At 31.4% G+C, this 23,496-nt stretch carries 20 protein-coding genes; 17 read left to right on the top strand and 3 right to left on the bottom strand.

The features are described from left to right. Nucleotides 1–28 precede the first annotated feature (28 nt). From purM to purD, 4 genes are all read left to right on the top strand, one after another. On the top strand, nt 29–1,063 hold the full coding sequence (gene purM / locus P3X86_RS18670) for a phosphoribosylformylglycinamidine cyclo-ligase (RefSeq protein ID WP_483294243.1): 1,035 nt from the start codon (nt 29–31) through the stop codon (nt 1,061–1,063). Then, nucleotides 1,051–1,677, top strand: coding sequence for a phosphoribosylglycinamide formyltransferase (purN, locus tag P3X86_RS18665; protein WP_483294242.1), 627 nt, complete (start codon nt 1,051–1,053; stop codon nt 1,675–1,677). Before purM ends, purN begins: the two co-directional genes overlap by 13 nt. A gap of 22 nt (nt 1,678–1,699) precedes the next feature. Beyond that, on the top strand, nt 1,700–3,232 hold the full coding sequence (gene purH, locus P3X86_RS18660) for a bifunctional phosphoribosylaminoimidazolecarboxamide formyltransferase/IMP cyclohydrolase (protein ID WP_483294241.1): 1,533 nt from the start codon (nt 1,700–1,702) through the stop codon (nt 3,230–3,232). Between the two features lie 81 nt (nt 3,233–3,313). Next, entirely contained in the window at nt 3,314–4,567 is a 1,254-nt protein-coding gene (gene purD, locus P3X86_RS18655; RefSeq protein ID WP_483294240.1) for a phosphoribosylamine--glycine ligase, read from the top strand. Between the two features lie 348 nt (nt 4,568–4,915). Here purD and P3X86_RS18650 read toward each other — a convergent pair whose 3' ends face one another. Continuing rightward, nucleotides 4,916–5,125, bottom strand: coding sequence for a hypothetical protein (locus tag P3X86_RS18650; RefSeq protein WP_483294239.1), 210 nt, complete (start codon nt 5,123–5,125; stop codon nt 4,916–4,918). Nucleotides 5,126–5,339: 214 nt separating this feature from the next. Here P3X86_RS18650 and P3X86_RS18645 point away from each other — a divergent pair, with 214 nt between their 5' ends. Next, nucleotides 5,340–5,615, top strand: coding sequence for a YerC/YecD family TrpR-related protein (locus P3X86_RS18645; RefSeq protein ID WP_483294256.1), 276 nt, complete (start codon nt 5,340–5,342; stop codon nt 5,613–5,615). Between the two features lie 342 nt (nt 5,616–5,957). Here the strand turns inward: P3X86_RS18645 and P3X86_RS18640 are convergent, their stop codons facing one another. Together P3X86_RS18640 and P3X86_RS18635 are read right to left on the bottom strand one after the other, a co-directional pair. After that, entirely contained in the window at nt 5,958–6,299 is a 342-nt protein-coding gene (locus P3X86_RS18640) for a hypothetical protein (RefSeq protein WP_483294238.1), read from the bottom strand. A 20-nt stretch (nt 6,300–6,319) separates the two neighbouring features. After that, nucleotides 6,320–7,504, bottom strand: a complete 1,185-nt coding sequence (locus P3X86_RS18635) for a cation:proton antiporter (protein WP_483294237.1) — start codon at nt 7,502–7,504, stop codon at nt 6,320–6,322. A gap of 470 nt (nt 7,505–7,974) precedes the next feature. Here P3X86_RS18635 and P3X86_RS18630 point away from each other — a divergent pair, with 470 nt between their 5' ends. From P3X86_RS18630 to P3X86_RS18575, 12 genes are all read left to right on the top strand, one after another. Further along, nucleotides 7,975–8,748 (top strand): threonine/serine exporter family protein, encoded by a 774-nt coding sequence (locus tag P3X86_RS18630; RefSeq protein WP_483294236.1) that lies wholly within the window; start codon nt 7,975–7,977, stop codon nt 8,746–8,748. Continuing rightward, complete coding sequence (locus P3X86_RS18625; RefSeq protein ID WP_483294235.1) at nt 8,748–9,182, top strand: threonine/serine exporter family protein; 435 nt, start codon at nt 8,748–8,750, stop codon at nt 9,180–9,182. Before P3X86_RS18630 ends, P3X86_RS18625 begins: the two co-directional genes overlap by 1 nt. A gap of 74 nt (nt 9,183–9,256) precedes the next feature. Next, nucleotides 9,257–9,913, top strand: a complete 657-nt coding sequence (locus P3X86_RS18620) for an Mpv17/PMP22 family protein (protein WP_483294234.1) — start codon at nt 9,257–9,259, stop codon at nt 9,911–9,913. A 156-nt stretch (nt 9,914–10,069) separates the two neighbouring features. Beyond that, complete coding sequence (pcrA, locus tag P3X86_RS18615; RefSeq protein ID WP_483294233.1) at nt 10,070–12,286, top strand: DNA helicase PcrA; 2,217 nt, start codon at nt 10,070–10,072, stop codon at nt 12,284–12,286. Nucleotides 12,287–12,326: 40 nt separating this feature from the next. Then, entirely contained in the window at nt 12,327–14,321 is a 1,995-nt protein-coding gene (ligA, locus tag P3X86_RS18610) for an NAD-dependent DNA ligase LigA (protein ID WP_483294255.1), read from the top strand. A gap of 412 nt (nt 14,322–14,733) precedes the next feature. Continuing rightward, nucleotides 14,734–15,651 (top strand): ABC transporter permease, encoded by a 918-nt coding sequence (locus P3X86_RS18605; protein WP_483294232.1) that lies wholly within the window; start codon nt 14,734–14,736, stop codon nt 15,649–15,651. 15 nt (nt 15,652–15,666) lie between these two features. Then, nucleotides 15,667–16,590, top strand: a complete 924-nt coding sequence (locus P3X86_RS18600; RefSeq protein ID WP_483294231.1) for an ABC transporter permease — start codon at nt 15,667–15,669, stop codon at nt 16,588–16,590. Nucleotides 16,591–16,605: 15 nt separating this feature from the next. Further along, nucleotides 16,606–17,628, top strand: coding sequence for an ABC transporter ATP-binding protein (locus tag P3X86_RS18595; protein WP_483294230.1), 1,023 nt, complete (start codon nt 16,606–16,608; stop codon nt 17,626–17,628). Continuing rightward, entirely contained in the window at nt 17,628–18,617 is a 990-nt protein-coding gene (locus tag P3X86_RS18590; protein WP_483294229.1) for an ABC transporter ATP-binding protein, read from the top strand. The genes P3X86_RS18595 and P3X86_RS18590 overlap by 1 nt, the downstream gene beginning before the upstream one ends. Before the next feature lie 458 nt (nt 18,618–19,075). Next, nucleotides 19,076–20,791 (top strand): peptide ABC transporter substrate-binding protein, encoded by a 1,716-nt coding sequence (locus P3X86_RS18585; RefSeq protein WP_483294228.1) that lies wholly within the window; start codon nt 19,076–19,078, stop codon nt 20,789–20,791. Nucleotides 20,792–20,989: 198 nt separating this feature from the next. Continuing rightward, nucleotides 20,990–21,571: a hypothetical protein gene (locus tag P3X86_RS18580; protein WP_483294227.1), complete on the top strand. Its 582-nt coding sequence runs from the start codon at nt 20,990–20,992 to the stop codon at nt 21,569–21,571. A 195-nt stretch (nt 21,572–21,766) separates the two neighbouring features. Beyond that, nucleotides 21,767–23,485 carry an N-acetylmuramoyl-L-alanine amidase family protein gene (locus P3X86_RS18575; RefSeq protein ID WP_483294226.1) on the top strand — a complete coding sequence of 573 codons (1,719 nt, stop codon included), beginning with the start codon at nt 21,767–21,769 and terminating at the stop codon, nt 23,483–23,485. Nucleotides 23,486–23,496 lie beyond the last annotated feature (11 nt).

Here is a 23,496-nt window from a genome sequence, read left to right as displayed (position 1 = left end):
AGTAAATTACCTATTGAGGAGGAATAGCATGAGTTTAACTTACAAATCTTCAGGAGTAGACATAGAAGCAGGATATGAGTCTGTAAAACTTATAAAAGAAAGTGTAAAAAAGACGTTTACAAAAAATGTAGTTTCTGATCTAGGTGGCTTTGGAGGATTGTTTGCGATAAATAAGGATGATTATGAAGAGCCTATATTGGTTTCAGGAACAGATGGAGTGGGAACAAAGCTCAAAATTGCATTCATGATGGATAAGCATGATACGATAGGTAGAGACTGTGTGGCAATGTGTGTAAATGACATACTATGCCAAGGTGCAAAGCCACTATTCTTTTTAGATTATATTGCTACAGGAAAACTAAAGCCAACAGTGGTTTCTGATATAGTGAAAGGCATAGCAGATGGCTGTATAGATTGTGGAGCTTCTCTAATAGGTGGAGAAACAGCAGAAATGCCAGGTTTTTATAGCGACGGAGAATATGATGTAGCAGGATTTTCAGTTGGTATAGCTGATAAGAAAAAAATAATTAATGGAGCTACTATAAAAGCAGGAGATGTAATAATCGGATTACCTTCTTCAGGACTTCATAGTAATGGATATTCATTAGTTAGAAAAGTACTATTTGATGTAAATAGATTAGATGTAAATAAGAAATATGATGGTCTTAAAGGGACATTAGGAGAAGAGATATTAAAGCCTACAAGAATATACTTTAAACCCGTTTATGATATTGTACAAAAGTTTAACGTAAAAGGAATCAGTCATATAACTGGCGGTGGTTTTTATGAGAATATACCTAGAATGTTTGAGGAAAATCTTACAGCAAAGATTGATACAAGCGTTATAGAAACACCACCAATATTTGATTTCATAAGAAAGTTAGGAAATATTGAAATAGATGAAATGTATAATACATTTAATATGGGTGTTGGGATGGTTTTAGTAGTGTCTAAAGATGATAGTAGTCAATTAATGAAGTATTTAGATGAAGTTAATGAAAAAGCATTTATGCTCGGAGAAATAGTAGAAGGCAATGATGGAGTGATATTATGTCACGAGTAAAAATTGGAGTTTTGGTTTCAGGGGGAGGAACGAACTTACAAGCTATAATAGACGCAATATATAACAATAATATAAATGCAGAGATAGCTGTGGTTATATCTAACAAATTTGGTGTTTACAGTTTAGAGAGAGCTAAAAAACACAGTATAGAGAGTTTAGTTATAGACAGCAAAAAATATAACAATATCTATCAATATAATGAAGACATACTACATGAGATGAAAGAAAGAGGAGTAGAGCTTGTAGTGTTAGCGGGATATCTTAAGATATTAACACCTAATTTTATAAAAGAGTATAAAAATAGGATTATTAATATTCATCCTTCATTAATACCTAGTTTTTGTGGTGGAGGGTATTATGGAGAGAATGTACATAAAGCTGTATTAAAAAAGGGTGTAAAGCTTACAGGGGCAACCGTTCATTTTGTAGATGAGGGTACGGATACTGGTCCAATAGTATTGCAAGAATGTGTTAAGATAAGTGACCATGAGACATTAGAGTCATTAAAGAAAAAGGTACTCAAGATTGAGCATAAAATATTAGTCGACGCGGTTAAGCTGTATTGTCAGGGAAAGTTAAGCGTGAAAGAAAATAAAGTTTATATAGAAAAATAGACTATACCTTAGGAGGATTAATATGAGAAGGGCGCTAATTAGTGTTTTTGATAAAACTGGCATAGTAGAATTTTCAAAAGAGCTAGTAAAATTAGGATGGGAAATAATATCAACAGGCGGTACTAAAAGAACATTAAAAGAAGCAGGATTAGATGTGATTGATATATCAGATATCACTGAGTTTCCAGAGTGTTTTGATGGTAGAGTAAAGACACTTCATCCAAGAATACATGGAGGATTGCTAGCAGTAAGAGATAACCAATCACATGTAGAAAAAATGAAAGAATTAGATATCAATACAATAGATCTAGTGGTTAATAACTTATATCCTTTTAAAGCTACAATATTAAAAGAAGGGGTTACCCATAATGAAGTTATAGAGAATATAGACATAGGTGGGCCTTCAATGCTTAGAGCAGCAGCTAAGAACTATAAGTTTGTAACAGTTGCAGTAGATCCTTCAGATTATGACATGATTTTAAATGAATATAAAAATGAAGGAGACACTTCATTAGAAACAAAAGAAAGATTAGCAGCTAAAGTTTTTCAGCACACTAGTCATTATGATACATTGATAGCAGATTATTTTAATAAAAAACTAAATATAGAACTACCGGATACAATAACTCTGACATTTGAGAAAAAACAAGAACTTAGATATGGAGAAAATCCACACCAAAAAGCTGCATTCTATGCTCAGATTGATAAAGTAGAAGGAACATTAATAAAAGCTAAACAGCTTCACGGCAAAGAACTATCCTTTAATAATATAAATGATACTAATGGAGCATTAGAGATATTAAAAGAATATGATGAGCCTACAGTAGTAGCTGTAAAACATGCAAATCCTTGTGGAATTGGAAGTGCAGATACTATATATCAAGCGTATAAGAAGGCATACGAGGGAGATACATTGTCTATTTTCGGAGGGATAGTTGCTTGCAATGGAGAGATAGATGCAGATACAGCTAAAATGATAAATGATATATATATAGAAGTGCTAGTTGCACCTAAATACAGTAATGAAGCATTAGAGATATTAAAATCAAAAAAGAACATAAGGATATTACAACTTGATAATATAAATAAAAATGATTATAACACATATGATGCAAAAAAAGTGTTAGGTGGACTATTAGTACAAGATAGAAACAATGGACTTTTAAACGGAGAATTAAAAGTAGTATCAAAGACAAAACCAACCCAAGAAATGTTAGAAGATTTAATATTTGCATGGAAAGCAGTTAAGAATACTAAATCAAATGGTATAGTACTTGCAAAAGATAAGGGTACAGTTGGCGTTGGTCCGGGACAAGTGAGTAGAATATGGGCGTTAGAGAATGCTCTAAAGCAAAGTAGTGGCAAAGCAGATGGAGCAGTTATGGCATCGGATGCATTTTTCCCATTTGCAGATTGTGTTTTGGCAGCTGCTAAAGCGGGGATAAAGGCAATAATTCAACCCGGTGGTTCTATTAGAGATGAGGAATCAATAAAAGCTTGTGATGAACATGGTATAGTAATGGTATTTACAAACATTCGACACTTTAAACATTAAAATAGTATAAAAGCTTCATATTACCGGGGAAATGACACAATTCATTGCTAAATTTAAAATAATAGGAAAAGAGGTGTTTAAATGAAGGTTTTAGTTATCGGAAGTGGTGCAAGAGAACATACTTTAGTTTGGAAGCTAAGTAAAAGCCCAAATGTAGATGAAATATTTTGTGCTCCAGGTAATGCAGGGATTAGTGATTTAGCTAAATGCGTGGATATAAAAGTAGATGATATAAATGGGCTATGTGATTTTGCTAAAAAAAGTGGTATAGATTTAACAGTAGTAGGTCCTGAAGGTCCTTTAGTAGCAGGAATAGTGGATTTGTTTGTGGAAAATAACCTATGTATATTTGGGCCTAATAAAAAAGCTGCAAAACTAGAAGGAAGTAAAATATTCGCAAAAGATTTCATGAAAAAGCATGGTATACCAACTGCAAGATATGAGGTATTTAGTGATGAAAAAGAAGCTATAAAAGAGTTAGATAACTTCGATATGCCAATAGTTATTAAAGCAGATGGTTTAGCAGCTGGTAAAGGAGTAGTTATTTGTAACAATAGAGATGAAGCAATAGTTACTATAAAGGAAATGGTTAATGATAAGAAATTCGGAGATGCAGGAAGCAATATAGTAATAGAAGAATTTTTAGAGGGAACAGAGATATCACTCTTATGTTTCGTAAATGGAAAAGATATAATACCTATGGAGAGCGCACGAGACTATAAAAAAGCATTTGATAATGATGAAGGACCAAATACAGGTGGTATGGGGTGCTTTTCACCTAATAATATATTGACACATGCTTTACATGATGAGATAAATGAAAAAGTACTAAAAAAATTTATGGCAGGTCTAAAAAAAGACAATATAGATTATAAAGGGATATTATTCATAGGTTTTATGGTAGGAGAGAACGGAGCTAAAGTATTAGAGTTTAATGTGAGGTTTGGAGATCCAGAAACAGAGGTTGTACTCAGAAGGTTAGAGAGTGACTTAGTTGATGTTTTACTTAAAACTATAAATGGAACTTTAAAACAAAGTGATTTAATATGGTCGGACAAAAAATCAGTATGTGTTATAATTGCTTCAGGAGGGTATCCTAAAGGATATGAGAAAAATAAAGAAATACAAAATTTACAAAGCAATATTGATGATATATTGGTGTTTCATGCAGGTACTAAGAAAGAGGATGACAAGATACTTACAAATGGAGGTAGAGTATTAGCAGTAACAGCGTTAGCTGATACATTAAAGGAAGCTAGAGACAAGGTGTATAATAAAGCAAAAGAGATAACATTTGAAAATATGCATTATAGAAGAGATATAGCTAAATTATAAAGATTTAGGATAAAAAAAGGAGCAATCTTAGTAAGTATTTTAAGATTGCTCTTATTGGATTCTTTAAAATCAAATTACATATAGGATTTGGTTTATAGAAAAGCAAAATAGATATGAATCTGTTTTAATTACCACTATAATGACATTAGATTACAAAATAAACTATAGTTTTGTATATTTATACGATTGATTCATACTTAATCTGAAAAATAATATCTCAAAAAGTAATCATATTTAAACAGATCAGATAACTATTATGTCGTTAAATGGTAATCTAAGCAAATGTTAATTTTTTTTAACATTGAGTTACAAAAGCTTAATTTATCATAAATCGACAATAAATTTGCGCTATTTTAGATTATTGAACTCTTCATCTAACTCCTTTTGACAAAATTTCATCGTATCAATAATATCACTACCGTTCTGTAATTTCCAAGGAAAAGTAAGTGCGTTAATTTGGTTTTCGATTATGGGATATTTATATTTGTTATAAGTGTCTAAAATTATATCGTATCCATTTGTCGAAATTTGCTTTTGTTTAGTATTGTGATTATCCATAGTTCCTCCTAAAAGTTGTTGAATATATAGTTAGTTAATGATAAATTATTAATATAATAAAACACTAATATTTAAACGTAGTATAATAATACATGAGTAAAACATATTGTGTTTTATAAAAATAGTATGAACAACACCTAGGTATAATATTACAAATTAATACAGATAGTGTGGAGGTGATCTTGTGGGATACCAATCAAAGGTTAAGGATAAGATGGTTGACGAACTATTTGAAGCTATTTTGCTATTAAATGATGAAGAAGAATGTTACAGATTTTTTGATGATATTTGTACTGTAAATGAACTGAAATCGATTGCACAGAGATTATATGTAGCAAAATTACTAAGAATGAATAAGACCTATAATTATATTGAAAAGGAAACCGGTGCTAGTACGGCAACAATTAGTAGAGTAAGTAGATGCTTGAACTATGGTTCAGATGGTTATAAGAGTATTCTAGATAGGCTAGGAATTGAAGAAGAATATTAATAAACGTAATCATAATTTATATTTTAACAAAAATACACCATGGCAAAATACAGCGTTATTGAAATTTAGACTATAATTACATATCTTTTATATGTTATATAATAAATTTCAATCTTTATAACTTAAATAATTAAAAAAATGAGAGGGGTGTCGATGGGGACATCCCTCTCATACTGCTTAAAAGCTCAATTTTTTGCATTGGTCTAACGTTGCTTGCTTACTTCTAAGTAAGCTCTGCTACTCAATTTTAACACGCTCCCGAATTAAACTCTTACTACACTTTGCTATCTTGATAACTTTGTCATCAAGATAAGCTAGATTACAATACTCAAAATAGCAGTTTTATTTTTTACCTGAACCATAGCAGTCAATTACTGGTACAACAAACATAAATCCAATGCCTTGTTTATTAAAGTTATCTAGTTTTTGGTTAATCTTTTCAACAGCTTCATCTAATACTTCTTTTTCTTTAATGACACTAACAATAGTTTTATTGTATGGCTTATTTCCGTCTATTAATTTTCTAATACTAGAGAAAAAAGGTACACTTACGTTATGTTCAAGTAAAACCTTACCCATTCCTATACTATCAAAAGAAGTAGCGCCAACCTTTAACTCATAGAAAATTTCAAAAATATCATCTAACATATAAACATCATTTAATATAAGAAAAAGTGCATACATTCTTGCTCCCTCCTATCTTGTTATGAATTAGTTTGTATATTAATCTCCTTAGCTCTTATTATAGCATTTTTTGTGGCAATAGGGCCAATTATTTCAGTAATAATTGTAGTAGCTAATAATATAGTGATAACAATTGTCCCTAAATTTGAAGAAGCAAAGTCATTGCTAACTGCAATGGCAAGTCCTATAGCAACACCAACCTGTGAAAATAAACCCAGACCTATATTTTTAGTTACAACAGCAGGTGATTTAGATATAATCCCACCTATAGAAGCTCCAAAAACTTTGCCTAAAATTCTAAATACTAAATAAGCTACACCTATTATACCTATATGAGGCAGCAGGGATATATCAAGCCTTGAGCCGGCAAGTATGAAAAATAGAGTTATAATTGGTGGTGAAAAATTTTCTATTATAGAGAATGTTTTGTGGCTCTTGCTTGATACATTTGATACCATTACACCCATAGCCATAGAGCAAAGAAGCGTGGATAAATCAAATTTCTGAGCTATTCCACTGATCAATAATATAATACCTACAGTAAAACATAAAAGTTCAGTTTCAGTTTTAGCCTTATTGACTAGATATGATAACATTATGCCACAAATAGCTCCAACAAATAGAGATAAACATATTTCCATTAATGGGTGAAATGCCACCTTATAAATAGTAATCATTTCATGCTTAATGAAAACCTTAGCTATTGCAGAAGCAACAGCATATATCATCAAACATATAGCATCATCTACAGCAACAACTCCTAATAAAGTACTAGTTAGAGGGCCTTTAGCTTTATATTGCTTAATTACCATAACTGTAGCAGCAGGAGCAGTAGCAGATGAAACAGCACCTAAAATAAGAGCTGTAGACATGTCTTGTTTTAATAAAAGCATTATACCAGTTACTAAAATAAAAGCTCCAGAGGCCTCACATAAGGCAATTATAAAAATTGACTTACCAAGTTTTTTTAGAGTAGTGATTTTAAGTTCACTTCCAATATTAAAAGCAATTATACTTAAAGCTATAGTGCTTAAAAAAGACAAATTGTTAATCATACTATCATTAATAATATTAAAACCTGAAATACCAACTATTAATCCGGTGATAACATAACCTGCTACAGCAGGTATTTTAAGTAAATTCATAGATTTGCCTATTACTATACCAATAAGTAACGCAATACCTATGCTTAAAAAAGAATTCATATCAATACACCTCACAAATATATAAAATAGTGCACATTACTTACTAAAATAGTTACAACTTATTATTTCGAATACTCACAAAAAACACAGTTGTATTATTTGGGCAAAGCTGAATTTATTGCCAATTATATGTGCAAACCTGTCTTAGACCATCTAATATAGTACTCCTGTATAAGAAATTAGTAAAACTCTGTTTGTATTCATAAAAGTTTAAATTAATTTATTGAACACAATAATAATCAAATAAGTCACTAGAGCTTACAAATGCTCAATATTTCATAGTAATTAAAAAATTGATATACATTAGTATAATATAAAAAAAGACAATGTACACAAGGAAAACATTTGCCTAAAACTTGTAATATTGAACGAATTAAAATAAAAAACATTTACTATATACATAATAATAAAAATAAGATATTATATCTAATTGGTAAGACATAAGTCATATGGGAAAAGAGGGAGTGAAAATGACAGAACAGGAAAAAAAGGAAATACTTAGAATAGCGCTATATGCTGGTGAAATAATTCTCGCAAATGGTGGAGAGACTTATAGAACAGAAGAGACTATAAATATGATTTGCAAATCAAAAAATATGAAGCATGTTAATTCATTTGTTACACCAACAGGCTTATTTATATCAGATGATAGATTAGATGGGATAAGCTTTATAAAAAGAGTAAAGAACAGAACAAATAATTTAGATAAAATAGCAAAAGTTAATAATTTTTCAAGGCAATTTGTTAACGGAGAAATTAAACAGTCAGAAGCAATAGAAATATTAAATGGTATTAATAATGAACAGAAGTATCCAGAATTAATAAGAATAGTATCTACAGGACTTGCTTCAGCGTTTTTTTCATTGCTGTTTGGAGCTAATATAATAGAGTTCATAGTGGCTTTTGTAGCGGGTGTTGTTGGGATATTTGTAAATTGGAAAATAGAACGAGTTAGCAATACGAGTTTTTTAGCCAACATGGTAAGCGGAGCTATAACAGCTTGCATAGTAATAGTTACAAAAAAGCTTCATATCGTTAATAATATAGATGTGATAATAGTAGGTGGGATAATGCCATTAGTGCCAGGAGTAGCACTAAATAATGGTCTTAGAGACTTTATATCTGGAGATTTAGTAGCAGGAATTACAAGAGTAGCAGAAGCTGTTATGATTGCTATATCAATAGCTGCAGGAGTAGGTGCAGTTCTTAAGCTATCAGTATATATTACAGGGGGGGTAATATAATGATATTTGTAAAAGAGTTTATATTTGCCTTATTTGCTACAGTTGGTTTTTCAGTTATGTTTAATGTGCCAAAAAAACTACTCTTTCATGTAGGATTTACAGGGGCTATAGGATGGGTGGTATACAGCTATATAAATAGTTTCGCAAATCCAATAATTGCATCATTTATTGCATCTATTGCAATCAGTATATTAGGAGAAATACTTGCTCGTATAAAGAAAACACCTGTCACGATTTTTGTGATACCTGGAATTGTACCGATAGTACCAGGTTTTGCGATGTATTTATCAGTTGCAAATATGATAAACAACAATTATTCAAAGGCTATCGACATAACAATACAAACAGCATTTACAGCAGTATCAATATCAGTTGGTATAATACTAGTAACATCAATCTCTAAGATACTCAAACATAGTAAGAGCAAATATTAATTTAAATTAATTTGAAGGATTAAAATAAATTATATATAATAGATTGTGATAATAAATCAACTGGAGGTGTATAGATGAAAAAAGGTGATTTTGTATGGGGATTGGCATTAATCGGATTTATACTTATTATGGTTTTACCAGCAACTCATGTAGTATTTGTTAAATTAACTACAGAGCATAAATTTATTGGAGGATTTATCAAATTTGCTATACTTTCAACTATGGGTGAATTATTAGCTATAAGGATTACATCATCAGAGTGGAAGATACCTAAAGGAATAATTTATAGAGCGTTAATATGGGGATTATTAGGTATGATTATAGTTTTAATGTTTGCAACTTATACAGGAGGAGTTAAGGGACTATTAATAACTGGTTTATTACCAGGAGGAGACTCGAAATTCTTATTTGCATTCTTTGTAAGTACAATAATGAATCTTACATTTGCACCAACTATGATGGCTTTTCATAGGATTACAGACACATATATTGACCTCAAATATGAACGTAAAGGTAAAGTATCTTTAAAAGAAGTAGTAACAAAAGTAGAATGGAGTAGTTTTGTTTCTTTTGTAATTTTAAAAACTGTACCATTTTTCTGGATACCAGCTCATACTATAACGTTTTTATTGCCAGAAGAATATAGAGTATTAGTAGCAGCAAGTCTATCTATAGCGTTAGGAGCTATACTTGCTTTCAGTAAAAAGAAAGCACAAACTGTAGAGCAATAATAAGCTATGGAAATTAAGACATGAAGCGAAGTAAACAGCTCGCTTATACATGTCTTTTTTTATTTGCTATAATAATAAAATATTACTCAAAAAAAATACATAATTATGATATACTTAACTTCAGAAGTAGCCAAGAGTTTTAGGAAGGAGTATGAAATGAATTGCTTAGAAGGCCTTAATGATAAACAAAAAGAAGCTGTCATGAAGACAGAAGGAGCAACATTAATACTGGCAGGAGCAGGTTCTGGTAAAACTAGAGTACTGACTCATAGAATTGCATATTTAATAACAGAGAAGGGGGTACGCCCCAATAATATATTAGCTCTAACATTTACAAACAAAGCCGCAAAAGAGATGAAGGAAAGAATAGAAAACCTATTACAGATGAACACATATAGCTTATGGGCAGGAACATTTCATTCAATATGTGTTAGAATTCTTAGAAGAGATATAGAAAGACTAGGATATAATACTAACTTTGTTATCTTCGATTATACAGATCAAAAGACAGTAGTGAAAAATTGTATAAAAGAATTAGATGTAAACCCAAAACATTATGAAGTAAAATCGATGATTAGCTTTATAAGCAATCAAAAGAATAAACTAACTAGTCCACAGGAGTACATCAAAGAGTTTTTTGGCGATTTTAGAGAACGCCAAAAAGGAGAAATATATGAGCTATACCAAAGCAAATTAAAATCAAATAATGCACTCGATTTTGATGATTTGATTACTAAAACTATAGAGTTATTTATAAATAATGAAGATATTTTAGACTATTATCAAGAAAAGTTTAGATATATACTTGTAGATGAGTACCAAGATACAAATTCAGCACAGTATGAGTTGATTAGATTGATAGGCAAAAAATACAAAAACGTTTGTGTAGTAGGAGATGCAGATCAATCAATATATGGGTGGAGAGGTGCTGATATCTCAAATATACTAGAGTTTGAAAAAGAATACACTAATTCAAAGATAATAAAACTAGAGCAGAACTATAGATCCACAAAGAATATACTGAACGCCGCAAATTATGTTATAGATAATAATATGAACAGAAAGAAAAAAAATCTTTGGACAGAACAAGAAGATGGTAAACCACTATGTTTATATAATGCAGAAAGCGAATTGCAGGAAGCTAGTTTTGTAGTAGACAGAATACAGAATATCAGAGATATAGAGAACTACTTTTATAAGGATTTTTGTATACTTTACAGGACAAATGCACAGTCTCGTATACTAGAGGAAATGTTAATAAAGAGAAATATTCCATATAAGATAGTTGGAGGGCTAAAATTCTACGATAGAAAAGAAATAAAGGATATAGTAGCATATTTGAGATTAATACAAAATCCACTTGATGATGTAAGTTTTAAGAGAATAGTTAATACACCAAAGCGTGGTATAGGATTAAAAACAGTAGAAAAAGTTCAGGATTATTGCAATAATACAGGAGAAAGTTTATATAGCGCTATATTAGACGTACAAGATATAGGAGGTCTATCAAAAGGGGCAATAGCCAAGCTTGAGAAGTTTTCATTATTAATAAGCAAGTTCATTGCGATGAAAGAAATAATGGGAGTAAAAGAACTAATCGAAGCAATAATAAATGATATAGGATATATTAAAGAGTTAGAAGAACAGCAAACGTTAGAAGCAGAAAGTAGGATAGAAAATATTAAGGAATTTATATCAGTTGCAGTTAACTATGAAGAAAATGAAGGAGAGAAATCTTTAGAAGATTTTCTAGCAAATATTTCTCTGTTATCAGATATTGATAAAACCGATGAAACAGTGAACAATTCAGTTACACTCATGACTTTTCATAGCTCTAAAGGGTTAGAATTTCCTATAGTATTTATGACTGGAATGGAGGAAAATGTCTTTCCGTTGTCTAGAGCTATATTTGAAGACGATGAGCTAGAAGAAGAAAGAAGACTCTGCTATGTGGGAATAACAAGAGCAGAAAAACAACTGTTTCTAACTCATACAGATAGAAGAATGTTGCATGGGAAGAGTCAATTTAATGCACCCTCAAGATTTTTAGAGGAAATACCTAGAAATTTGATAGAAGAGTATCTAGGAGAAAAAGCAAATAAAAGAAAACAGATAAGAGAAGGAATGAAAAAACGAGAAGGAAAACTCTTTAAAGGTCATGTATATAGGCATGAAACCATTAAACCAGCAATAAATGATATAGAAAATAGTACTAACATAGCAATAGGTACAAAAGTTAACCATAAAGTGTGGGGAATAGGAACGATTGTTCAAGTTAAAGGAGAAGGAGAAAAAACAGAAGTAACAGTTGCATTCAAGAACAAAGGTATAAAAAAGCTAATGCTTTCATTTGCACCTATTGAGATAATATAGGTCACACGTTAACAAGAGGAGGTTGAGTAAAATAGATAAGATGGATAGAGTAAACTGGCTAATAGATAAATTAAACACATACAATTATCATTATTATACATTAGATAACCCAATAGTCAGTGATAGTGAATATGATGCATTATATGATGAACTAGTTAAATTAGAGAAAGAGACAGGATATATAGCAAACAATTCTCCAACACAAAGAGTAGGAGGCAACATCCTAGAAAAATTTCAAAAACACAACCATTTAGCACCGCTCTTTAGTCTTGACAAAGCCCAAAGCTATGAAGAACTTAAAGACTGGGATAAACGCGCAAAAAAATTAATAAACCAATATAATACATCAAACGAAGACAAACTTCCTAGTCCTATATATATTATGGAGTATAAGTTTGATGGACTCAGATTAATTTTGACATACCAAAACGGATTGTTAATCCAAGGTGCGACAAGAGGGAACGGTATAACAGGAGAAGGTATATTACCACAGATAAAAACAATAAAATCAGTTCCTCTAGATATAGATTTTAAGGGTACAATTGAAGTACAAGGAGAAGGAATGATGCCACTTTCTGCCCTAGAAGAATACAACAAAATAGCTGATGAGCCTTTAAAAAATGCTAGAAATGGTGCAGCTGGTGCGCTGAGAAATTTAGACCCTAGTGTTACAGCAAAGAGAAATTTAATAGCATATTTTTATAACATAGGTTATATAGAAGGTAAAGAATTTAAAACACATTTAGAGATGATAGATTTCTTAAAAGAGAATAGATTTAACGTAAGTAAATATATTAAGAAATTTGACAATATAGAAGATGTAATAAAAGAAATAGAGATAGCTAAAGAAGAAAGAGAAAAATTAGATGTATTAACAGATGGCTTAGTAATCAAAGTAAACGATATGAAAACAAGAGAGATATTAGGTTACACACAAAAATTCCCTAGATGGGCAGTTGCATATAAATTCAAGGCAGAAGAGGTAACTACAGAGCTTTTAGATGTAGTATGGAATGTTGGTAGAACAGGTAAAGTTACACCTACAGCATTGTTAGAACCTGTAGATATTGGAGGGGTTACAGTTAAAAGAGCCACTCTCAATAACTGTGATGATATAACACGAAAAAAAGTTAAAATTGGATCTAGAGTATGGATAAGAAGATCAAATGATGTTATTCCTGAAATTATGGGAATCGTACAAGAAGACGAAGCTAGGACTACAGATATTAAAAAACCAAATCATTGTCCTTCTTGTGGGAGTGAGTTAGTTAAAGAAGGAGTGCACATTTTTTGTCCTAACTCATTATCATGTAAACCACAATTAATATCAAGATTAGTTCATTTTGCAAGTAGAGATGCAATGAACATAGAAGGATTTAGTGAAAAAACTGCAAGACAGCTATTCGAAGAAATACACTTAAAAGATATACCTGGGTTATATGAGTTAAAAATTGAGGACTTAATAGGACTTGAACGATTTGGAGAAAAGAAAGCAGATAATTTAATAAATGCTATAAATGCAAGTAAACAATGCAAATTGGAATCATTCATATACGCACTGGGGATTCCAAATGTAGGAAAAAAGACAGCTAGTGATTTGGCAAATAACTTTAAATCATTAGAAAATATTAAGAAATCTTCATATGATGAATTAATATTAATAAACGATATCGGTAATAAAGTAGCTGAAGATATCATAGAATTCTTTAACGATGAAAAAATAAACAAGAGCATAGAAAAAATGTTACAAATGGGTATTAAACCGGTTTACGAAGAAATAGAGAAGAGTACTGATTCGATTTTCTCAGGAAAAACTATAGTTGTTACAGGGACATTAGAGGGGATTTCTAGAAAAGAAATCAAAAATATCATAACTAAATTAGGTGGAAATGTCTCAAGTAGTGTCAGTAAAAAGACAGATTATGTTATAGTTGGAGAAAATCCAGGATCTAAATTCATAAAAGCAGAACAACTAGGAATAAAGATAATAGACTTTGATGAGTTCACTGGTATTATGAGAAATATAGACAGATAAAGATAAAGGGCTAATATGCCGTGGCGAATTACGACTAAATCAGACAAAATTCAAGAATATATATTAAAATAAATGTATTAATATACCTTCAATAAGCCTAAATTACGCATATTAGCTCATAAATTACGAAAAATTAATAAATATTTAAAGAAAATTCTATTGTAAAATCTTCAAATTTACAGTATCCTTAAATAAGGATGCACTAATCAAATTTATTTCGACGCATAGTTAAAAGGAGTGTCTGTTGTTTGTTTTCAGAAAATTTGAAACTTACAATCAATTACAAGGTTTAGACATATGGCTGTCTATTTATCTGATTGACACATCAAAATTTAGCTTTTTTTAACGTACGAAATATTCAGAAATTTTTTAATTTTTCAAACTTTATAAAAATGGAGGGGTGTTATATGTTATGTTAAGGTATATTATTAAAAGAACTTCAATTGCAATTCTAACTCTTTGGGTAATAATAACGATTACCTTTATCTTAATGAATTCAATTCCAGGTGATCCTTTCACAAGCGAAAAGAAAATTGATCCAGAAATACTAAAACTAATGAAACAAAAGTATGGACTGGACAAGCCGCTAATTCAGCAGTATGGAATTTATTTAAAAAACTTATTAAAAGGAGATTTAGGGCATTCACTAAAGTATAAGACAAGAACGGTTAACGAGATGTTGCTAGATGGTTTTAAAAATTCTTCTAGGCTTGGAGTGCTTGCATTGTCATTAGGTTTATTAGTAGGAATAACCTTTGGTATTATAGCAGGTATAAATCGGGGGAGATTTTTTGACTTTTTTGTAATACTAATAGCCATAGTAGGAGTATCCGTTCCAAACTTTGTTTATTCGGCATTGTTCCAATATTTCTTTGCAGTAAAGATTAGATTATTTCCGGTTGCCAGATGGGGAACAAAGATGCACTATGTATTACCAGTACTTGCATTAGGTTCAAGGTATATAGCAAGTATAGCTAGGATGATGAGAACTAGTATGTTGGATGTACTAGGACAAGATTACATTAAGACTGCAAAAGCTAAAGGATTATCAAAATTTGTAGTTATAACAAAGCATGCAATAAGAAATGCGATATTACCAATAATCACAATGGTTGGAGTTTATTTAGCGGGTATACTTGTAGGTTCATTTATCGTTGAAAAAGTATTTGCAGTACCTGGTATGGGTAAATATTTGATAATGGCAATAAAACAGAATGACTACACAGTTATTATGGGTACAACTATTTTCTATGCAGCAATACTGGTATTCATGATGCTTGTTATAGATATATTATATGGGTTGATAGACCCACGTATAAAACTGGACTAAAGGAGGGATAAAGGAATGGAAAATGTTAAACTGGAAAAAGACATGTTTAAAGTAATAGGAAAAGATATAGAAAAGGCTGACAAGATAGTTAGACCAAGTATGACATACTGGCAAGATGCAAGAAGAAGATTAAAAGCAAATAAGATGGCAATGTTAGCTTTGGTAATACTTAGCGTGGTCATTCTATTTACAATATTTGCACCGATGTTATCAGAACATACCTATGATCATCAAGATTTTGCCCACAAAAACGAGTTTTCGTCCTCTAGTCACTTCTTTGGAACTGATAATTTGGGTAGAGATTTATGGGTAAGATGTTGGAGAGGTGCAAGAGTTTCATTGTTTATAGCTGTTGTTGCAACAGCGATTAACGTAACAATTGGAATACTATATGGAGGTATAGCTGGATATCTAGGAGGATATGTAGATATAATCATGATGCGTATAGTAGAGGTAATATACTCAATACCATCAATGCTATGGATGATACTTTTACTGTTAGTTTTAAAACCGGGTTTAAAAACTATAATAATCACAATATCAGCAACGGGTTGGGGAGGAATGGCTCGTTTAGTTAGAGGGCAGGTACTCCAAATTAAACAAATGGAATTTGTAATGGCTTCAAAAACTTTAGGGGCTAGCTCGATTAGAGTTATATTAAGGCATCTAATACCGAATGCAATGGGGCCAATAATAATCAGTCTTACATTCCAAGTACCTGGAGCTATTTTTACTGAAGCTATGCTTAGTTATTTAGGACTTGGTATACAGCCACCAAATACAAGTTGGGGATCACTTGCTAATGCAGGAACAAAAATGTTACTTGTTTTCCCTTATCAATTATTTTTCCCAGCACTTTTAATCTGCATAACAATGCTAGCTTTTAATCTTTTTGGTGATGGATTAAGAGATGCGTTAGATCCAAGGTTGAGGAAATAAGGAGGGAGGACAAATATGAGTAAAGGAAAACAATTATTAAAGGTAGATAATCTAAAAGTGTCCTTTGACACTTATGCTGGAGAAGTTCAAGCAGTAAGAGGCGTTAGTTTTTATGTTAATGTTGGAGAAACATTAGCTATAGTTGGAGAATCTGGGTGTGGAAAATCGGTAACAGCTCAGAGTATAATGCAATTAATCCCTATGCCTCCAGGACGTATAAAAGAAGGTAGTGCAGTATTTAACGGCAAAGATCTGGTGAAGTTTTCAGATAGACAGATGGAGTCAGTAAGAGGAAGAGACATCAGTATGATTTTCCAAGATCCTATGACGTCTTTAAATCCAACAATGAAAATAGGAGATCAAATAGTAGAAGGCCTTATAAAACACCAAAAAATGAAAAAATCAAAAGCATGGAAGAAAGCAGTTGAAATGTTACATCTAGTTGGAATACCAAAGCCAGATAAGAGAGCTAAACAATATCCACATGAATTTAGTGGTGGTATGAGACAGAGAGCAATGATAGCTATAGCACTAGCTTGTAATCCGAAGTTATTAATAGCTGATGAGCCGACTACTGCATTGGATGTTACTATTCAAGCTCAGATAATAGATTTAATGCAAGATTTACAAAAGAAAATGGACACCGCAATAATAATAATAACACATGACTTGGGTGTTGTAGCAGATATAGCTGATAGAATAGCAGTTATGTATGCTGGAATAATTATAGAAACTGGTACTGCAAACGAGGTGTTTTATAACCCACAGCATCCTTATACATGGGGATTATTACAATCAGTTCCTAGATTAGATATAGGAGATAAGATGAGGTTAGTTCCAATAGATGGAACACCACCAGATTTATTCGCTCCTCCAGTTGGATGTCCTTTTGCTGCAAGGTGTGATTATGCAATGCAAATTTGTAAAAAGGAAATGCCAGATCATACAAACATGACTGATAGTCACAGTGTACGCTGTTGGTTAAAACATGATATGGCACCTGATGTTGAAAATCCATTCAGTAAGGGGGCGAAATAATGAGTTTGGATATAAATAAGATTGAGTACGAAAATAATGAAACACTTATACAGGTAAGAAATCTTAAGAAATATTTTAACGTAGGTAGAGGCTTAAAGCTAAAAGCAGTGGATGATTTATCTTTTGACATAAAAAAAGGAGAAACTTTAGGTCTTGTTGGAGAATCAGGTTGTGGTAAATCAACAACAGGTAGAACAATAATCAGGCTATACGAGGCAACAGGTGGAGAAGTAATATTTGATGGAATGAACGTTCATAAATTGAATGATGATCAACGTATAAATTTCACAAGAAGTGCACAGATGATATTTCAAGACCCGTATGCTTGTCTAAATCCTAGGATGACCGTTACAGATATTATTGGTGAAGGAATAGATATACACAGACTGTATACTGGTGAAGAGAGACAAAAGAGAATATATGAATTGCTAGAGTTAGTTGGTCTTAATAGAGAGCATGCTAGTAGATTCCCTCATGAATTTAGTGGTGGTCAAAGACAGCGTATAGGTATAGCAAGAGCGCTAGCTATAGAGCCAAAATTTATAGTTTGTGATGAGCCTATATCAGCGTTAGATGTTTCAATACAAGCTCAGGTTGTAAACTTACTAGAGGATTTACAAAAAGAACTTGGTTTAACATACTTGTTTATAGCGCATGACTTGAGTATGGTAAAACATATATCCGATAGGATTGCAGTTATGTATCTAGGTTCTATGATGGAACTTACTACAAGTGATAAGTTATATAACAATCCGATGCATCCATATACTAAAGCGCTATTATCAGCAGTACCGATACCAGACCCTGAGAAATCAAAATCACGTAACAGAATCATGTTAGATGGAGACGTACCAAGTCCAATAAACCCACCGCCAGGGTGTAAGTTTCAAGCAAGATGTAGCTTATGCAGTGATATATGCAAAAAAGAAGCTCCAAAACTAAAAGAAGTAGAAAGTGGTCATTTTGTGGCGTGTCATAAAGTAGGATAGTATGTGTAGAAACACATGTCATAAGAAGCCTAGTGAAACCTAGCTTCTTATGGTGTTGATTATTACGCTTTTGTAACAATGATATGAATGTTACGATACAAAACTATTTGTATATGCAACTTAGAACTGATGGAATTCATTATTTTGGCAAAATTTGTTACATTATGAGATTCTAAACGCGGTAAAGCGCCTTATAAACATGTTTTTAGAATAAGCTAAATTTTTCAACAATTCTAAAAATTGAAACATTAGCTTGACAGCATTTAAAAAAATACCTATAATAATCTTATATGGTGTAGTATTATTAAATGTATTATATACGTAAATGCTGAAATAATAAATATCAATCTTGTGAATAGACCAAAAGTCGCTAGGAGGTGGATACTTATTACAAAAATGTAACTTGATTTGCAGATTTGTAACAAAATAATTTTATGAATTTTAAGGGGGATATTATTATGACAAAAAGCAAAATAATGGCTTTGATGCTTGTTTTTGTTATGTTATTTACTGTAGTATTAGTTGGATGTGGAGAAGACAAACCTGTTGATAAACCAAATAACCAACCATCAGGAGATGACAAGGATAATAATGATAATAATGATGAAGAAAGTAACACAAATCAAGATGGTGAAGAACTTGCGGAAGAGCAAGTATTAAGAATTAACTATGGAACAGAACCTCCAGGGTTAGACCCACAAGTAGTAACTGGAACTACTTCTTTCTCAATTATAAAGGCTACAAGAGAGGGTCTTATAAGACTAGGAGCAAATGGTGAAATAACAAAAGGTTCTGGTCTAGCAGAAGATTGGACAATAAGTGAAGACGGTCTGAAATATACATTTAAATTAAAAGATGTTAAATGGTCAGACGGAACACCTATAACATCTGAAGATTTTAAATTTGCATGGTTAAGAGCACTTTCACCAGAGACAGCTTCAGAGTATGCATATATGTTATATCATATTAAAGGTGGAGAGGCATATCACGACAAAAAAGGAAGCAGAGAAGATGTTGCAATAAAGACTCCGGATGCTAAGACTATTGAAGTTGAACTAGTTAGACCAACTCCTTTCTTCTTAGAGTTGACTGCTTTTGGTACGTATGTTCCAGCACAAAAAGCTGCTGTTGAGAAATACGGTGACCAATATGCTGCAGATGCAGACAAGATGGTATATAGTGGTCCATTTATTATAAAAGAGTGGAACCATGATCAAAATATAGTACTTGAAAAGAACCCTAATTACTGGGATAAAGATTCAGTTAAATTAGAGCGTATCGAAGGAGATATGATTGGAGATAACAACTCTATAGCAAACTTATATGATACAGGCGGATTAGATTTTATAGCTGTAGCTGATGAATTTATAGATAAGTATAAAAGCACTGATGAATACGCTATAGTTCCATCTGCAACTACTTGGTGGTTACAATATAACTTAACAGACAAAATCATGTCAAACTACCATATAAGAGCAGCTTTATCTCAAGCACTAGATGCAGAGGGATTTGTTAAGAATGTTAAGAATGGTGTTGGATTAGCAGCTAAAGGGTTAACTGTTCCGACGTTTGCAGGAAAAGGTGGCAAGACTTTTGGTGAATGTTTAGAGAGTAAGAGACTACCATTTGATGTTGCAGCTGCAAAAGACCATCTTGAAAAAGGTTTAGCAGAGTTAGGTATGACTAAAGAAGAGTTACAAGAAGAGTTAACATTCTTAGCTGGAGATACTGGTGGATGGATGTTAATGACAGAAGCATTCCAACAAATGTGGAAAGATAACTTAGGTTTAGATATATTTGTTCAAAATGTTTCCTTTGCAATCAGACTTGATAAATACAACAAGAAAGACTATAAATTTAGTTTAGCTGGTTGGGGAGCTGACTACAATGATGCATTGACATTTATGGATATGTTTGTTACAGATGGAGGAAACAATGATGCATACTTCAGTAACAAAGAATATGATGAATGTATAAAAACTGCTATAGAAGGTACAGGAGACGAGAGAATAGATGCTATGTTAAGAGCGGAAGATATATTATCAGAGGAACTTGCTATATATCCTGTATACCATACAGTAGCAGATATAGTTCAAAGACCATACGTAAAAGGTATAATAAGACCTGCATGTGGTACATCTGAATACAAGTGGGCATATTTATTAAAGCATTAATTTGAGATTAAAGGATCCCAAAAAATTTGGGGTCCTTTTTATTGCTTATTAGTATAGAAACATTATTAATATCACAAATTAGCATACTGATTATGAAACATTAAATAGAGTGACACCCTGTCACTCTATTTAATGTTTCATAATAAAAAAATATACTTAGTTAATAATAAGATTAAATGATAGTTTAGAGGTGATAAATTGTTTAAAGAAAGATTATACGAGAATATAGTTTACCATATAGCACCAATACATGATTTAGATAAGATATTGACAAAAGGTATAGTTTTTGATGATAAAATTACATATGAAGTAAAATACAAGAAATTTCATGAATTTATTGATAACTGTAAGACAGATTATGTACCAGAGTGGGTAATACGAAAAAAAGCAATTTTCGCAAGTTTAGAGCTTAGTGATCATTCAGGGTGGCATTCACATAGTGTCATATTAGCTTTAAAAGTTGATCCTAAAAAATGTTGGATAGCTAATGAAAATATAGCAAATGAATGCTATGAACCATTTATTCTAAAAAACGTAAAAGACTTTAGCAAATCCGAAAATTATATAATAGAAACATGCAAACGCAAAGCAAAGTCGTATTGGAGTACGTCATGTAGCTACGAACAAAATCTTAGTGAGAGACATGACATGAAGTGTGGCTATGATTGTGAAGTAATGGTATTTCATGAAATTAAGCCTGAAAATATTATACCTCTTGCAATAGTTTCAGATCATAAAATTATGAGTATAGATCAATGGAAAGAATTGCTGTATGTGTAAAATACAATACGATTCATAACGAATACATTACAAATATATCAGAATATTACAAATGGTCGCAAAACAGTTAAGATACCGTTACAAACTAAGCATATTGATTGACTGTAATAAGTAGAAATGTTATAAGTAATTAAAGAAGTATGTAATTAAGTTAGCATATTATCCCATATACAAAACAATTGGATAGGTGATGATATGAAAAAAATATTTATAACAGCTTTACTATGTATAGTAATGATATTTGCTTTTTCTGTAATGAGTTATTCTGCATATAATCAATCTTTTGAAGAAGTTCAGGTTGATGGGCAAAATGTCAAGTTAGAAAAGATTGATGTGTTAATAAATGGAGAAATGCTAAACTCTGATGTACCTCCACTCTTATACCAATCCAGAACTATTATTCCAATAAGATTCGTTGCTGAAAAACTCAATTCGAAAGTTTACTGGGATAATAAAAGCAAAGAAGCAACTATAATAACTGCAAACAAAAACATTGTAATCAAAATTGACAGTAAATACATATTAGTCAATGGAAAAAATAAAACACTTCCTTATGATGTTCCTGCAAAAATTATGAATAGTAGAACAATGATACCTTTAAGATTTGTTGCTGAGGAGTTAGGATATAAAGTTGGTTGGGATAACAATTTAAGAAAAGGGTTAATAACTAGCGCCCCTATTATAAAACCAGTAGCTAATACTATAATAAATATTGACAATAAAATGGTAGATGATAGAAGAGCGGTTATTATAGAAAGTACAAGTATGCCACTATATAATGTTTTAATGCTTGGAAATCCAAATAGACTAGTCCTAGACATGCTAGATACATCAATAGGAAAAGCTAAAAATCAATATGAATATAAAACAGACAAGCTCAAAGGAGTAAGAGTCTCTCAGTTTGAACCAGATAATTTATATGATAGCGATGATATAATCGTTAGAACGGTATTTGATTTAGATAGTAATCTAAATAATACTAATTTAATAATAGAACAAGATCAAAATAAAATATATTTTTATGCGGATAATAAGCTATTAAAAGGACTTAATTACAAAAACAACAATGATATTGGTAGATTAATAATAGACAGCAGAACATCTAGTGATGACATAGTAGAATATAACGCAAATACAAACTCACTAAGCTTGATTATGAATAGTAATGATAATAATCTAAATAACAGTGTACTTATTCTAAATGATTCTATGATTGAAAATATTGTAGTAAAGAATAAAGATGGTCAAAAAAACATAAATATTATATTAAAAAATAATATAAGTTACAATATTAAAAAAGCAGATAATAGTATAGAGTTAGAATTTAAAAAGATAACTGATACAAAGAATAAATATACTATAGTAGTAGATGCTGGACATGGTGGACAAGATCCAGGAGCTATTTCGCCAATCAATGGTGTAAAAGAAAAGGATTTAAATCTAAAAACAGCATTGTTACTAGAAGAAAAGCTAAAAAGTATGGGTTTTAATGTAATTATGACTAGAAGAACAGATGTATTGATAAATCTGTATGAGAGAGCGTATATTGCAAATAGAAATAATGCAGATGCATTTATAAGTATCCATTATAATTATAACAATGATAGTTCTATAGATGGCATACAAACTCTCTATTGTCCATCGTACAAAAGTGAAGTCAAGCAAAATGACCAATATCCTTTTGCAGAGTATATGCATAGAAACTTATTGACTGGATTAAATGCGCAAGATAAGGGGATAGAAAGAAGACCAGAATTAGTAGTAACTAGAGAAACAGCAATGGATGCAGCGCTTTTAGAGCTTGGATTTCTGAGTAATGCATCTGATACGTATAAGGTATGTTCGCCCCAATATAGAAAGAAAATAGTCAATACTATAGCAGATGCAATAGCAAGAAAATTTAAAATTAAATAATTCATATAAAA

The organism is Abyssisolibacter sp. ZYX002, assembly GCF_056892235.1.
Note: the sequence above shows the minus strand (reverse complement) of the source record. Positions and strands in the feature narration are given on the sequence as shown.

Coding starts and splice junctions, on each gene's coding strand:
- purM (WP_483294243.1), top strand. CDS start 29: ATGAGTTTAACTTACAAATCTTCAGGAGTAGACATAGAAGCAGGATAT.
- P3X86_RS18590 (WP_483294229.1), top strand. CDS start 17,628: ATGAGTTTGGATATAAATAAGATTGAGTACGAAAATAATGAAACACTT.
- purD (WP_483294240.1), top strand. CDS start 3,314: ATGAAGGTTTTAGTTATCGGAAGTGGTGCAAGAGAACATACTTTAGTT.
- ligA (WP_483294255.1), top strand. CDS start 12,327: ATGGATAGAGTAAACTGGCTAATAGATAAATTAAACACATACAATTAT.
- purN (WP_483294242.1), top strand. CDS start 1,051: ATGTCACGAGTAAAAATTGGAGTTTTGGTTTCAGGGGGAGGAACGAAC.
- P3X86_RS18625 (WP_483294235.1), top strand. CDS start 8,748: ATGATATTTGTAAAAGAGTTTATATTTGCCTTATTTGCTACAGTTGGT.
- P3X86_RS18635 (WP_483294237.1), bottom strand. CDS start 7,504: ATGAATTCTTTTTTAAGCATAGGTATTGCGTTACTTATTGGTATAGTA.
- P3X86_RS18630 (WP_483294236.1), top strand. CDS start 7,975: ATGACAGAACAGGAAAAAAAGGAAATACTTAGAATAGCGCTATATGCT.
- P3X86_RS18640 (WP_483294238.1), bottom strand. CDS start 6,299: ATGTATGCACTTTTTCTTATATTAAATGATGTTTATATGTTAGATGAT.
- P3X86_RS18650 (WP_483294239.1), bottom strand. CDS start 5,125: ATGGATAATCACAATACTAAACAAAAGCAAATTTCGACAAATGGATAC.
- P3X86_RS18645 (WP_483294256.1), top strand. CDS start 5,340: ATGGTTGACGAACTATTTGAAGCTATTTTGCTATTAAATGATGAAGAA.
- P3X86_RS18605 (WP_483294232.1), top strand. CDS start 14,734: ATGTTAAGGTATATTATTAAAAGAACTTCAATTGCAATTCTAACTCTT.
- P3X86_RS18595 (WP_483294230.1), top strand. CDS start 16,606: ATGAGTAAAGGAAAACAATTATTAAAGGTAGATAATCTAAAAGTGTCC.
- purH (WP_483294241.1), top strand. CDS start 1,700: ATGAGAAGGGCGCTAATTAGTGTTTTTGATAAAACTGGCATAGTAGAA.
- P3X86_RS18575 (WP_483294226.1), top strand. CDS start 21,767: ATGAAAAAAATATTTATAACAGCTTTACTATGTATAGTAATGATATTT.
- P3X86_RS18600 (WP_483294231.1), top strand. CDS start 15,667: ATGGAAAATGTTAAACTGGAAAAAGACATGTTTAAAGTAATAGGAAAA.
- pcrA (WP_483294233.1), top strand. CDS start 10,070: ATGAATTGCTTAGAAGGCCTTAATGATAAACAAAAAGAAGCTGTCATG.
- P3X86_RS18620 (WP_483294234.1), top strand. CDS start 9,257: ATGAAAAAAGGTGATTTTGTATGGGGATTGGCATTAATCGGATTTATA.
- P3X86_RS18585 (WP_483294228.1), top strand. CDS start 19,076: ATGACAAAAAGCAAAATAATGGCTTTGATGCTTGTTTTTGTTATGTTA.